The organism is Rhizobium sp. P1_E6, assembly GCF_056405875.1.
In genome coordinates, this window is the sequence record NZ_JBFUBG010000011.1 from 1 (window position 1) to 13,905 (window position 13,905).

The window sequence follows — 13,905 nt, forward strand, 5'->3', positions numbered from 1 at the left end:
GCGTATGGAAACGCTGACGGCCGCCGCCATGCGGGATCTCGCTCGACCTCTGTGATCTTCTCGGTGATCGGCCTGTTTGAACCGCAATCGCTGTCACCCACCGTGAGACCGCTCCATACCAGCAGCGGTCGCCGGAACATGCGCCTCTCCGCCGCATTGCCTTGATCGTCGCTTCACCCAAATTGCGTGGTGAAGGTGTCAACGTCGTGCCATCCATCCGCCAAGAGGTCATTCAGTGAAAATCGCGCGGCTCTTCTTCCGCCTCGTCGTCTCCCTGAACTTCATGCCGCAGGCTTATGCCGACGAGCTGGTTCACTTCGACAGCGCCGTCGTGAAGCCAAGCCCGTTTCTGGAGCGCAAGGCGAAGGAACAGGGCGAGGCGCTGCCATCACTGCAGGCGACTCCATTGATCGGTTATCTGACCCGCCCGCAGGGTGACGGGCGGTTTCCGGCTGTCGTGCTGATGCATGGATGCGGCGGTATAAGGTCTCACGTGAAGGATGCTTGGCCGGAGCAGCTGGCCTCCTGGGGTTATGCCGTGCTGGTCGTCGATAGTTTCACCACCCGCAACATTAAGAATACCTGCAAGACCTATCTTCCCGATCGCGTCTTCGATGCCTATGGCGGTCTGGATTTCCTGTCGAAACAGGGCTTCATCGATGCCAGCCGCGTGGCGCTGATGGGCTTTTCGGCCGGCGGGATTGCGACGCTGGAGGCGACGAAGATCGACGGGAACGAGCAGCTGATGGATGAAAAGTTCAAGGCGGCGGTTGCCTATTATCCCGTCTGTGCCGTGCATGAGAGCGATGCGACCGTACCGACGCTGATCATGGTCGGCGAACTCGATGACTGGAGCCCGGCCGAGAAATGCCGCAGGCGGATCGCCAATCTCAGCGGCAAGGGGCCGCCGATCGAACTTCATGTTTATCCGGGCGCGCGCCACGATTTCGATGATGAGGCGATGACGAAACCGAAGACGGTGTTCGGGCATGTGGAGGAATATAATGCAGCTGCGGCAGAGCAGTCGATCGCCACCGTTCATGACTTCCTGCAGACCTATCTCGGGAAATAGGGGCCGGCAGCCGGCCTTTTTCCCGTCAATCCGCCTTGCTCGCCTCCGCTACGGCCCGCGTTTCTGGATTGCCGCCAATGCCCGGTACGACGGCGCGAGAAAAAAGCCCGGTGGGGTTTTCCGGGCTTGAGATCAGATGATGGGCGTGGCGGCTCGTTTCCGCCTGCCTCCTTATGCGGCCTTCGTCTCCTCCGACCGTGTCGCTTCAGCCATTTCGATGAGGTATCCGGGAAATATCCGTCCTCCGGCGCATGCGATCTGGCTAATGTAGCTTGATTGAAACCTGCAGCCCAGCTCGTCCAGGAATTGCGCAGGAGAAAACTGTGGACATCGCCGGGGAACAATCGCCATCACCAGCGGTTCCATATGGGTCAACCAACTGATCCACCTAGGAGAATGCCAATGCGCATGAGAATTGTCGCAGCCTCGCTGCTCGCCCTCGGCATGGCCACATCAGCCTTCGCCCAGTCCAACCCGGCTCCAACTGGCGCCACCATGGATAAGAACACCACCGATTCCGGCGGCGGCGCCGGCACCGATATGAAGAAGAAGCCTGCCGCGATGGACAAGACCACGACCGGCAGCACGACGGGCGGCGCGATGAAGATGAAAAAGCCCGACTGCCCTGACCACGCCAGCAGCTCAGGCACCGGCTCCGGCAAGCTGCAGACGCAGGGCGGCACCAGCAACGCCACCCCGATGGACGAAGCCTGCGCCTCACATAACAATTGATCGCAGCGTGGGTCGAAGGATGCCCGGTCATGATGTGGCCGGGCATTTTTTTGTGGGCTGGGTGGCACTTTCGCTCCCGGATTGGCTTTTCGGGGAGAGAGGCGACGGCGACGGACTATCGTGGGACGCCCCCATGGCAATAGCCAAATATCCGGCTATGCTCACTCCAAGACCAAAGCAGACTTGGGAGCACATCGCGCGTGCCGCATATCTACATCGTCACCGATTGCGAATTCGACGGCCCCATACCGGGCACCCATTCGATGCTCTCCTTCGCCTCCGTTGCCCTCTCCGAGACCGGCCGGATCGTCGGCGAATTCGAAGCCGTGCTGCAGCCGCTCGAGGGAGCCGGGCGCGACCCTGTGACCATGGCTTTCTGGCAGGCCCATCCGCAAGCCTTTGCCGCCGCGACTGATAATGCCGAGCCCGCAGCCGAGGTCATCTCCCGCTTCATCGCCTGGGTGAAATCCTTGCGCGCCGAGCCGATCTTCGCTGCGCATCCGGTCGCGCTCGACGGCCCCTGGCTCGATCATTACCTGAAGCGCTTCACCGGCCGGCCGCTGTTCGAAGGGCCGTGGATCGCCGACCGCCTGTTCCGCCATCCGCCGCTCTGCATCCTGTCGCTGGTGGCGGGTGCGACGGGCCGCAGCCCCTGGGAATGCGATATCGCCCATTATCCGCGCGAATGGCTCGGCAATATCGAGCACACGCACCGCGCCATCGACGATGCCCGCGGCTATGCCAACCTCCTGCATTTCTTCCTGACCCGGCGCGAACCCGGCGGCGGCTATCGCCCACTTCTGTCGTAGGGTCTCCCCGTCTAGCCGAGCTGTATCAGCCCAGCCTCGGTCGGCCTGAAGCCGCAGGCGCGGTAAAAGCCCTGAAGATGCGGCTCGTAATCGACATGCAGCCATTCCGTCCCGCGCTCCCGCGCGATCCGCGTCGCCTCCATCACCAGCTGTGTGGCAATGCCCTGCCGGCGCAGATCCGGATGCACACAGGTATCGAGGATAAAGGCATGAATGCCGCCATCCCAGGCGACATTGACGAAGCCGATCAGCCTGTTCTCGTCATAGGCGCCGACATGGGCAAGGCTGCGCGGCAGGATGCCGGTAAAATCCGGCGCCCGCGCGCCATCCCAGGCGGCGGCCCAGAGAGCGGCGAATTCATCGGGCGAGGGGAAGGGGTTGATGCGCAGTTCTGGCATTGCTTGTTGTCCGAGTCCGGTCGGTGGCGTTTCTGTCGATTCACACTACAGAAAATGCAGCCGCTTGGCGATGCTGGCGCGCAGGTTCGGCTTTCCGAGCCTGCCTTGCAAGGTATCCGCCGCGCCTGTGCAGCTCAATCCTCCCCATCCGCCTCTCTTCCGACGATCTTCCTGCTGTGATCGTCCCGGGCCAGTTCCAGCTCTTCCATTGTCGGAAGCGGATCGCCGGTTGGCGTCTTGTCGCCCGCTTCGCCTTCGCCGGCCTCTTCCCCCACAGCCGCCTCATCGCGGGCCGCATCCACCGCAGCGCGGGCGGATTCGGCTTCGGCGATCATCTCTCTGGCGGAGGGGTTTTGGGCAGGGCGGTTTTCATTGGCGGTGTCATGCCGGCCTGTGGCGGAAGGGGCCCGTCTGGTGATCTTGTCGATTTTCTTGCGCATAGCTTATCCATCGGTCGTTTGGGGCCGATCGCGAATCGGTCGTGTGTGGGGGGAACCGGCTTCGGCTTGCGGGCGGCTCGCGCCCGGCAACGCGGAACCCGGCGCTGGGGCCGGGCTCCTCGCCTCCGGCCTGCGTTCGAGCTTTGCCGGAGGTCGGCGCGCAGCCGCGCCGAGACGAATGGGTGCGCTAAAGATCCCGCGACAGTTCGTTGTGAACGCTGCGCACGCCGCGTGTCCGCAGGGTCACCTGCTCGGCGAGCGAGATTTCCTCGCTGACGTGAACCCAGCCCGCGAGCGTGACGTCGCTGCCGTGCGCCGTCACGAAAATATAGCTCGGGTCGAGATCGCCCGTATGGGCAAGCGCATCGTAGACAGCCGTTTCGAGATCGGCGTCTTCGGGGCGAGCACGCTTGTCCACCACGCTCAGATGTTTTCTGTTGACTGACATGTCTCATCTCCGTGCCGGTTCATCCCGGGCGTGAAACTGAAGCGTGTCGCGATCTCCAGGATTCGCCCGCCACGCTTTACGTCCTTGTCTCGCGCATATCGTTGTCGCAAACCGCTGCGCACTATTGCGCGACATGCTTTAGCGGCGGATATCCCTCTCCGTCAGCGTATAGCGGTCCTTGCCGCCGCGGCCGTAGAGACCGGATGCGGCCTCCAGAATGGCGGGGCGCGCCGCATCGAAGGCGCTCAGGCATTCGGCTTCCGTTCGGCCCGTCTGGGCGATGGAGCGCAGCGCGCTCGCCTCGATCAGAAACCGCACCTCGAACATGCCGTCATAGCCGGAGAAACGAACCCCATCGCGGCCCTCGTCGAAACTGCGGCTTCTATTGGGGAAAATCAGGGACATCGCAGTTTCTCCAGAAATTGGTGCCTCCGGCTCCTGCCAAGGACGCATAAGCGGCCACGCCTGATGCAGGCGGGATATGCACGGCTGATCATCGAATGCATCAGAGGTCTTTTTCAGCACGGTCTCTTAAATGTCTGGGCGTATGAGAAACATTGCTCTTTGCCAGCCCTTGCGGGCGCGGCCATGCTGCTCAGGATCGCTGCGAAAAAGCTGTTTTGCAGAGTGTCGGAAGACAGCGCGTCTTCCCTTGAGGGCATCGGGAAACCGATGCAAAAGGCGGCTTTATTCCATATGCCGCCATGATGGGATATGGGGTGCGGGCCGGCCATTGCAATGACCGGGCGCTAATAAACCCGGCCCGTTTCAGAGGGGCCCGGCGTTGTTCGAAGGCTGGTTCGGTGGCAATGACATGCCAAGCGCTCAGGGCCGCCTATTGCGCGTCGCCCAGCAGCGCACTGAGGCTCCACGGCTCTTCGCCCTGCTGGTTGGCAATATCCTCCACCTTCCAGCCGCCATGCTCCTTCACCAGCGTGTAGTAGAGCGTCACCTCTTCGCCGTTGCGGAACTGCACCTCCAGCTCGGCCCGGTCGTCCAGCAGGATCGGTTGACCGATCCGGAGATTGCTCGCCTCGCCGTCCTGCCCGGCAATGACGGGATCGAAATCGAGCGCTCCGACATCGCCTTCCTGCGTGTTGTCGAGGTCGGCTTGAAGGAGCTCGTTCAGGTGGTCGGAGAAGAAAGCCGAGTAGGGCGAGGGGGCGTCGTCAGCGGCGGCGTCTGTGTTGAAGGTGTAAAGGGCTTGGAGGAGGGCCTTCGGGGTTTTGTAGGTTGCGGCGAGAACGGGAGAGGCGATCAGGCTGGACAGGACGAGGCTGAGCATGAGGATGGGCAGGYGCATGCGGGCTCCTTCTGGTGCGGAGGGGATGTTTAGCAGGAGTCGCGAGTGTGGGTTGATATTTCGGAATCAGTCGCGCCGACGTCGTCAATCACTAGGACCTTGCCGCATCAAATCGCTCATAATCGCCGAAGAGCCGCGTCCATTACCGTCCCGGCCGGCCAGTCTTTCCCTTCGTCCGGCTCTTGCGCTTCTGCTCGCCCGGATCCTCATAGCTCCCGACACCCGTCTTCCCACGCACCAGTGGCCGCACATCGCGCTCCGGCTGCCCCTCCAGCAGCGGTGAAAACCGCTGCGTGCCCTTTGCCGCATCCGGCTTTTCCGGCACATGTCCAACCACGGGCTTCTCCRTCCGCCCCACGGTCATCTCATCCAGCGTGTTGCGACGGAAGAGGGTCTTGCTGTCGGCTGGGGTGGTGGGGTCGTGGCCCATGTCGTCGAGGTGCGGCTTGGCGAAGTAGGAAGGCGTGGCCCCCTCATCCGCCCTGCCGGGCACCTTCTCCCCGGCCGGGAGAAGGGATTCGCGGGTCGCCTTGGCGTTCCGTCTGATCCCTTCCATCGACTTGGCTTCCTCGCGGGCCAGCGGGTCGTCCATGGCGGCGAGTTCGACGGCCTTGAGGCGTTTGATTTCGTCGCGCAGGCGGGCGGCCTTTTCGAAGTCGAGGTCGGCGGCGGCGTCGCGCATGGACTTTTCCAGCGCGTTGAGATGGGCCTGCAGGTTGTTGCCGACGAGGTTGCCGCCATCGGCGAAGCCCTTGCCGGAGGCGCCGGAGATATCGGCGCGCACGTGGTCGCGCTCGTAGACGCTGTCGAGGATGTCGGAGATGCGGGCCTTGACGCTTTCCGGCGTGATGCCGTGCTGGGTATTGTAGGCCACCTGCTTTTCGCGGCGGCGGGCCGTCTCGTCCATGGCGCGCTGCATGGAGCCGGTGATGTTGTCGGCGTAGAGGATGACCTTGCCGTCGACGTTACGCGCGGCGCGGCCGATCGTCTGCACCAGCGAGGTCTCGGAGCGCAGGAAGCCTTCCTTGTCGGCATCGAGAATGGCGACGAAGCCGCATTCGGGAATATCCAAGCCCTCGCGCAGCAGGTTGATGCCGACGAGCACGTCGAATGCACCGAGGCGCAGGTCGCGGATGATCTCGATGCGCTCCAGTGTGTCGATGTCCGAGTGCATGTAGCGCACGCGCACGCCCTGTTCATGCAGATATTCGGTCAGGTCCTCGGCCATGCGCTTGGTCAGCACGGTGCAGAGGGTGCGATAGCCCTTGGCGGCCGTTTCGCGGATTTCGCCGAGCACGTCGTCCACCTGGCTGCGGGCGGAGCGCACTTCGACGGGCGGATCGATGAGGCCGGTCGGGCGGATGACCTGTTCGGCGAAGACGCCGCCGGCCTGTTCCATTTCCCAGCCGCCGGGTGTGGCCGACACGGCAATCGTATCCGGGCGCATGGCGTCCCATTCCTCGAAGCGCAGCGGCCGGTTATCCATGCAGGAGGGCAGGCGGAAGCCATATTCGGCCAGCGTCGCCTTGCGCCTGAAGTCGCCCCGATACATGCCGCCGATCTGCGGCACGGTGACATGGCTTTCGTCGATGAAGACGATGGCATTGTCGGGCACATATTCGAAGAGCGTCGGCGGCGGGTCGCCGGGGTCGCGGCCGGTGAGGTAACGCGAATAGTTCTCGATGCCCTGGCAGGAGCCGGTGGCCTCCAGCATTTCGATATCGTAGCGGGTACGCTGCTCCAGGCGCTGGGCCTCCAGCAGGCGGCCGGCTTTCTCAAGCTCGGCGAGGCGAAGTCTCAGCTCCTCCTTGATCGATTTGACGGCGGCGTTCAGCGTCGGGCGCGGCGTGACGTAGTGCGAATTGGCGTAGATCTTCACCGATTTCAGGTCGCCGGTTTTCTGGCCGGTCAGCGGGTCGAATTCGGTGATGGAGTCGATCTCGTCGCCGAACATGGAGATGCGCCAGGCGGCATCCTCAAGGTGGGCCGGGAAGAGCTCGATCGTGTCGCCGCGCACACGGAAGGAGCCGCGCTGGAAATCCATGTCGCGGCGCTTGTATTGCTGGGCCACGAGGTCGGCCAGCAGCTGGCGCTGGTCCAGCTTGTCGCCGACATTCATCTGGAAGGCCATGGCCGTATAGGTCTCGACCGAGCCGATACCGTAGATGCAGGAAACGGAAGCGACGATGATGCAATCGTCGCGTTCGAGCAGCGAGCGCGTCGCCGAGTGGCGCATGCGGTCGATCTGCTCGTTGATGGAGCTTTCCTTCTCGATATAGGTGTCGGAGCGCGGCACATAGGCTTCCGGCTGGTAATAATCGTAGTAGGAAACGAAATATTCCACCGCATTGTCGGGGAAGAAATTCTTGAATTCGGAATAGAGCTGGGCGGCCAGCGTCTTGTTCGGCGCGAGGATCAGCGCCGGGCGCTGCGTTTCCTCGATCACCTTGGCCATGGTGAAGGTCTTGCCCGATCCGGTGACGCCGAGCAGAACCTGGCTGCGCTCGCYGGTTTCCAGTCCGCCCACGAGATCGCGGATCGCCGTCGGCTGGTCGCCGGCCGGCTGGTATTCGGAATCCATGCGGATGGTAATGCCGCCTTCGGATTTGTCCGGCCGGGCAGGGCGGTGCGGCGTCCAGATCTTGCCGTTCTTGTGCAGCGGGTTGCCGCTCTCGATCAGCGCCGAGAGCGCCTCGACTGTGGCGGTGACGCTGCCGGGCGCCAGATTGCCCGCATCTTCCAGCGAGATATCGAGACCTGCGACGGGATTGAGGCCGGCGGCCGCGCGCGTCTTCGGGTCGGACGAACCGCCGATGGAAACGCCACGCGCCGTCTTGCTGATGGTGGCCTTCTTGTTGACGCTCACAGCCTCGGTATGCTTGCGCGCCTCGTTCTCCACCTTCTTGCGGTGCTTGCCCGCCTTGGAGGCGATTTCGCGCTGGCTCTCGACGCCCGCCTGCTCGGCATCGGCCTCGAGCTGCTTCACCCAATCGGAGACGCTGCCGCTGAGCGGCGCACCTTCAAACGACGACTGGGGGGCTTCTTCGAAGCCATTCGAAGCGGGGGATTTCTTCGGAGATTTTGCCATGCGCGGAATATGGCTGTTGTCATCATGAAATGGAAGGGGTTGAGAGTACAAAAGGGAAACGAATGAATCGTTCGGATTTTCGAATAGTCGAGCTATTCCGCTGTAGAAATCTCCGGGTGCGGCAAACCGAGCAGCCTCCGTCATGCCAGTACTCGCGATCTTTTTTGGGGTGTTTCAACCTCTTGTTCACTTTTGAAGAGAATCGCGAATTGACGATTCGACCCAAGCGCGATACGCGAGAACTTGGGGGATTTTTCTACCTTTATTAGAAAATTGTACTTTAGATTCAGCCTTTGATGGCCGGCGGTGCGCGCTTTGAGTTGAGGAGTTTCAGGCCGGAACCGGCCTGGGAGCGCGCTCGTTACCTCGTGGGTTTCGGTTTCATGGGATGGGTTTGTACATGCGGAAATTGCCTGGGCGTCCGAGCGAAGCGGCGAACACTATCGCTGCCCGGGATATTTCTAGAGATCCAGCTCATAGGCTCCGCGCATTCTTTCGATCGCTCTGGATCGCGGCTGCTGCGATCATGTCGCGCGGGTTGCGGCGGAGTGTCCTGGCTATCGTTCTGACGCTTCTTGCCGGGCAAGCGTTCGCGTTGTCGAACGCCTGCAATCAGGTCAACAGCGATTGGAGTGGCGGACGAACGATTGCGCCCCTCGGCGGCGGACAGGATGGGGTGAGCTTCAACTACAGCAATTTCAATGCCAATGAAGAAATCTTCTATTCTGCTACTTCGACTAATAGTAGCAGCGATGAATTGGCGGGCGTTATCACCCCCCCCTATGTCGGGATGACTGACGATAACGTCAATCTGTTCGAATATTCCGCATCAGGAACAGAGTTGTCGGTGAGCGGAACGCAGGCACTGGTGGCGAATATGAGCTACTATCCCTACGCCTACAGTGGCGCGCAATCCGGTGTGATGCACGTTACCATGGGGTGCCGTCTTGTGGCGGTTGCGCCGACCGTGACGGCGGTGAGCCCGGCATCCGGCCCGACCGGCGGCAACACGTCGGTGGTGATCACCGGTACCGGCTTTTCTGCTGCAAATCCCTCCGGTGCAGTCAAGTTCGGCGCGACGAGCGCGAACTATACTATCGACAGCGATACCCGGATCACCGCAACCTCGCCCGCCGGCTCGGCCGGAACGATCGATGTCACCGTTACGACACCTGGCGGCACGAGCGCCACCAGGGCCGCAGATCAGTTCACCTATGTCGCCGCACCCACTGTGACAGCCATCAGCCCGGCATCCGGTCCGATCAGCGGCGGCACGACGGTGACGATCACCGGCACCGGCTTTGCCACCGCCGGGGCGGTCAAGTTCGGCGCGACGGTCGCCGCATACACGATCAACAGCAACACGCAGATCACGGCGACGTCGCCCGCCGGCACTGGAACGATCGATGTCACCGTCACGACATCTGGCGGCACCAGCGCCACCACGGCTGGCGATCAGTTCACCTATGTCGGCGCACCGACCGTGACGGCGGTTAGCCCGGCATCCGGTCCGACCAGCGGTGGCACGACGGTGACGATCACCGGCACCGGCTTTGCCACCGCCGGGGCGGTCAAGTTCGGCGCGACGGTCGCCGCATACACGATCAACAGCAATACGCAGATCACCGCGACGTCGCCCGCCGGCACGGGAACGATCGATGTCACCGTCACAACACCGGGCGGCACCAGCGCCACCACGGCTGGCGATCAGTTCACCTATGTCGCCCCGCCGGTTTTGTGGAGTGTCAGCCCGAACACGGGCTCGACGGCAGGCGGAACGTCGGTGTGGCTGATGGGCACGAATTTCACCGGCGTGACCTCGGTCACTTTCGGCGGCACGTCCGCAACGGTGACGGCCAACACCGGAACCTCGCTCACCGTGACCACACCCGCCCATGCGACGGGAGCGGTCGATGTCGTCGTCACCACACCGGGCGGCTCGGTAACGGGGTCAGGCGGTTTCACCTATCTCACCCCACCCACGGCGACATCCATCACCCCGGCATTCGGGTCGCCCGTCGGTGGCACATCCGTGACCATCACAGGTACGAACCTCACCGGCACGACCTCGGTCGCCTTCGATGGAATTGACGGAACCGGGCTGACTGTCGTCAATGCGAATACGCTGACCGTAACGACGCCGGCCCATTCGCCAAGTTTTGCCAATGTCGTCATCACCGCGCCCGGTGGCACTGCGACAGTGTCAGGCGGCTTCCTATACGCCGCTGTGCCGATGGTATCATCGGTCAGCCCGGCATCCGGCCCGATCTCCGGTGGGACGACCATCACGATTAACGGCTTCGGCTTTTTCGCTGCCAATTCGACGGGTGCGGTCAAGTTCGGCTCGACGGTGGCCACCTATAACGTCGACAGTGATACGCAGATCACCGCGACGGCGCCCGCCGGTGCGGCCGGAAAGGTAGATGTCAGGGTAACAACACCTGGAGGCACCAGCCCCACCAACACCTTCGACTGGTTCACCTATGTCGGTGCACCCACCGTCAGCGCCGTCTCACCAGCCAGCGGTCCAACCGCCGGCGGCACGGAGGTCACGATCACCGGCAGCGGTTTTGCGGATGCGTCCGTCACGAATGCCGTCAAGTTCGGCGCGACAGTGGCGACCTACACGATCGACGACGATACGCAGATCAGAGCGACCGCCCCGGCCGGAACGGGAACAGTCGACATTACCGTCGCGAATGCTGGCGGCACCAGTGCTACCGGCAGCGACGACCAGTTCACCTATGTCGCACTGCCTTCAGCCGATGCGACGCTGTCGAGCCTGACATTGTCGGACGGCACGCTCAGCCCGGCCTTTGCCTCGGGCACACAGGCCTATACGGCAACGGTGCCCAACGGCACGGCCTGGATTACCGCCAGCCCCGTCAAGGCGGACACTCATGCCAGCGTCAAGGTCAATGGTGTTCTTGTGACGGGCGCGAGTTCCGGCCAGATCACCCTTGCCGTGGGTGACAATACGGTCACCGTCGAAGTCACCGCCGAAGATGGCACGACACAATTCAGCTATACGGTGACCGTCTTCCGCGAACCGCAGGCGCTGGGCTTTTCGCCGGCCGCAGGCTCGACTTTCAACTGGCAGGTGGGGCAGACCTACAGCCAGCAATTCGTCGCCACTGGCGGTATCGGTCCCTACATATTCACGGTTGCGCCTTCGGGCGACGCCCTGCCGGCCGGCTATACGTTCACATCCGCGGGCGTGTTATCCGGGGTTGCAACGGCGACCGGCAATGCCGACGTCGATATAACTGTCACCGACAGCGGCAGCCGGACGGCGACCAACACCTACCATTTCCATATCACTGCAAGCCCGATCACCTTGGCTCCGGCGACCGGATCGACCTTGACGGCGGGCACCGTCGGCACGGCCTACACCAATTCCGTCACCGCTTCGGGCGGGGTCGCGCCCTACAGCTACGTTGCGAGCGGCTCACTGCCGCCGGGCATCAGCGTCGGCGCCGACGGCTCTCTTTCGGGAACACCGACGGCGGATGGAACCTATAATTTCAGCATCGAGGCTACCGATAGCGACAGTACGCCGGTTTCGGGCAATGCGAGCTACACGCTGGTGATCGCGCCGGCGCCGACGACCTTGACGCTTTCGCCTGCGGCCGGCAGCCTGACGCACGGAACGGTGGGCACGGGCTATACGACCGGCATCACCGCTGCAGGCGGAACCGGCCCCTACAGCTATGTTGCAAGCGGCTCGGTGCCGACGGGCATGACACTTGCCGCCGACGGCACGCTTTCGGGAACGCCGACGGTGGCGGGAAGCTACAGCTTCACGGTAACGGCGACCGACAGCGCCAGCCCGGCCAATTCCGGCGACGCCGCCTATACGCTGGTGATCGATGCCGCCTCGACCGGGTCTTTCACTTTCAGTCCGGCGAGTGGATCGCATCTGACCACCGGCATGCCCGGTGAGGCCTACAATGCATCCGTCACGGCGACAGGCGGCACGGGTGCGCTGGTCTATAGTCTCGATCACGGCGATCTGCCCGATGGCGTGGTACTCAACATCTCGACCGGCGCGCTGACCGGGCCGGTGGATGCGGGCGCCGATGTCAAGGATTACACATTCACGATCGGCGTTCGCGATGGCAACGGCGCGACGGGAAGTGCCAACTATACAATCACCGTCAAGACGCGGGCCGTTACCGCTGCCGACAAGAAGATCACTGTTGCCCCGGGATCGTCTCCCGCCAATGTGGACCTTACCGCCGGTGCGACGGGCGGACCCTTCGTGTCGGCCGAAATGCTCTCCGTGGAGCCTGCCAATGCCGGCACGGCGGCCATCGTCAACGGCGAATTCGCTCAGGCGGGCGGCGGCGGCGCGATCGGCTGGTATCTGAAATTCACACCGAACGGGCACTATTCCGGCGAGGTGCGGGTGGGCTACCGTCTGACCAGCGCGCTCGGCATTTCCAACAACGGCACGATCACCTACGCGCTGACATTCGACGCAGCCAAGGTCGCCGACGATGTCGATAATCTCGTGCATGGCTTCGTGCAGAGCCGCCAGAACCTGATTGCTTCCAGCATCAAGGTGCCGGGTCTCTTGGAGCGTCGGCAGATGGCGAACGCGACCGATCCGGTCACCGCCCGCATGATGCCGTCGGACCAGGGGATGACATTCGGCTTCTCCACCAGCCTGGCGCAGTTGGAAGCCGCCCGCGACAATGCCGATGGTCTCTCAGGCGGCGGCAATGCGGAACTGTCGCCGTTCAACATCTGGATCGACGGCAAATTCCTGGCGCATAGCCGCAATGACAATGACGGAAAATGGGGCGCTTTTGCCATGATTTCCGCCGGCGCCGATTACCTCGTCACCGACAAGGCGCTGGTCGGCCTCTCCGTTCATTACGACCGGATGACCGATCCGACGGAGGAGGATGCCGAACTCACCGGCAATGGCTGGCTCGCCGGCCCCAATGCCTCGCTGGAGATTGGCAAGGGCGTGTTCTGGGATACGAGCCTGCTCTATGGCGGTTCGTCCAATGATATCGACACGGCCTTCTGGGACGGCAATTTCGACACGTCGCGATGGCTGTTCGACACCTCTGTCACCGGCCGCTGGAACCTCGATACGGTCACGACGATCGAGCCGAAGCTTCGGGCGATCTATCTCTCGGAAACGGTCGACGATTACATGATCGAAAATGACAAAGGCGACATCATCGGCCTCGACGGTTTCACCGAGGAGCAGTTGCGCATCAGCCTGGGTGCGGAGATCGCCCGGGTGTCCACGTTGGAAAACGACCAGACCCTGACCAGGAAGTTCGGCGGCTCGGTCGGTTACTCGGCAATCGACGGCAATGGCATGTTCGGCTCCATCTCGGCGGGACTGTCGCTGCAGACGGCAGGAGGCTGGTCGATCGATGGCGGGCTGTTGCTCAACATCGAAGGCGACGGCGACAAATCCGTCGGTGCGAAGATCGGCGTCAGCGGGCGCATGTAGGCCCGCATGGAGATGAGCAAAGGCAGGTGCCGCCGAGGTGGCGGCATCTGTGTCATCGGATCATGGGCCGCTTCGATCCAGCAGATGGTAAGCCGTGAAACACTGCGCTCCGGTAGGAGTCGCCTGCATCCTGCATATC

General features: G+C 62.8%; 10 protein-coding genes. 4 read left to right on the plus strand and 6 right to left on the minus strand.

Annotation, left to right across the window (positions count from 1 at the left end; genetic code table 11):
* Nucleotides 1-235 precede the first annotated feature (235 nt).
* The 3 genes from AC1D35_RS08365 to AC1D35_RS08375 all read left to right on the plus strand — a co-directional run bounded on the left by AC1D35_RS08365 (nt 236) and on the right by AC1D35_RS08375 (nt 2,613).
* Nucleotides 236-1,072 (plus strand): dienelactone hydrolase family protein, encoded by an 837-nt coding sequence (locus AC1D35_RS08365; protein ID WP_113309826.1) that lies wholly within the window; start codon nt 236-238, stop codon nt 1,070-1,072.
* A gap of 402 nt (nt 1,073-1,474) precedes the next feature.
* Entirely contained in the window at nt 1,475-1,804 is a 330-nt protein-coding gene (locus tag AC1D35_RS08370; RefSeq protein WP_113301402.1) for a hypothetical protein, read from the plus strand.
* Between the two features lie 200 nt (nt 1,805-2,004).
* The gene (locus AC1D35_RS08375) at nt 2,005-2,613 is read left to right on the plus strand and encodes an exonuclease domain-containing protein (RefSeq protein ID WP_113309827.1); all 609 of its coding nucleotides are present in this window, start codon (nt 2,005-2,007) and stop codon (nt 2,611-2,613) included.
* An 11-nt stretch (nt 2,614-2,624) separates the two neighbouring features.
* Here AC1D35_RS08375 and AC1D35_RS08380 read toward each other — a convergent pair whose 3' ends face one another.
* The 6 genes from AC1D35_RS08380 to uvrB all read right to left on the minus strand — a co-directional run bounded on the left by AC1D35_RS08380 (nt 2,625) and on the right by uvrB (nt 8,290).
* Nucleotides 2,625-3,011 carry a GNAT family N-acetyltransferase gene (locus AC1D35_RS08380; RefSeq protein ID WP_113309828.1) on the minus strand — a complete coding sequence of 129 codons (387 nt, stop codon included), beginning with the start codon at nt 3,009-3,011 and terminating at the stop codon, nt 2,625-2,627.
* A gap of 134 nt (nt 3,012-3,145) precedes the next feature.
* Nucleotides 3,146-3,451, minus strand: coding sequence for a hypothetical protein (locus tag AC1D35_RS08385; RefSeq protein ID WP_113309829.1), 306 nt, complete (start codon nt 3,449-3,451; stop codon nt 3,146-3,148).
* A gap of 187 nt (nt 3,452-3,638) precedes the next feature.
* On the minus strand, nt 3,639-3,899 hold the full coding sequence (locus AC1D35_RS08390) for a BON domain-containing protein (RefSeq protein ID WP_113309830.1): 261 nt from the start codon (nt 3,897-3,899) through the stop codon (nt 3,639-3,641).
* Between the two features lie 138 nt (nt 3,900-4,037).
* Nucleotides 4,038-4,304, minus strand: coding sequence for a DUF1488 family protein (locus AC1D35_RS08395; protein WP_113309831.1), 267 nt, complete (start codon nt 4,302-4,304; stop codon nt 4,038-4,040).
* Nucleotides 4,305-4,734: 430 nt separating this feature from the next.
* Nucleotides 4,735-5,202, minus strand: a complete 468-nt coding sequence (locus tag AC1D35_RS08400; RefSeq protein WP_477938511.1) for a DUF3828 domain-containing protein — start codon at nt 5,200-5,202, stop codon at nt 4,735-4,737.
* A 142-nt stretch (nt 5,203-5,344) separates the two neighbouring features.
* Entirely contained in the window at nt 5,345-8,290 is a 2,946-nt protein-coding gene (gene uvrB / locus AC1D35_RS08405; RefSeq protein WP_477938512.1) for an excinuclease ABC subunit UvrB, read from the minus strand.
* Between the two features lie 526 nt (nt 8,291-8,816).
* Between uvrB and AC1D35_RS08410 the strand changes: the two genes are divergently transcribed.
* Nucleotides 8,817-13,766, plus strand: coding sequence for an IPT/TIG domain-containing protein (locus AC1D35_RS08410; RefSeq protein ID WP_477852155.1), 4,950 nt, complete (start codon nt 8,817-8,819; stop codon nt 13,764-13,766).
* The last annotated feature ends 139 nt before the right edge of the window (nt 13,767-13,905 follow it).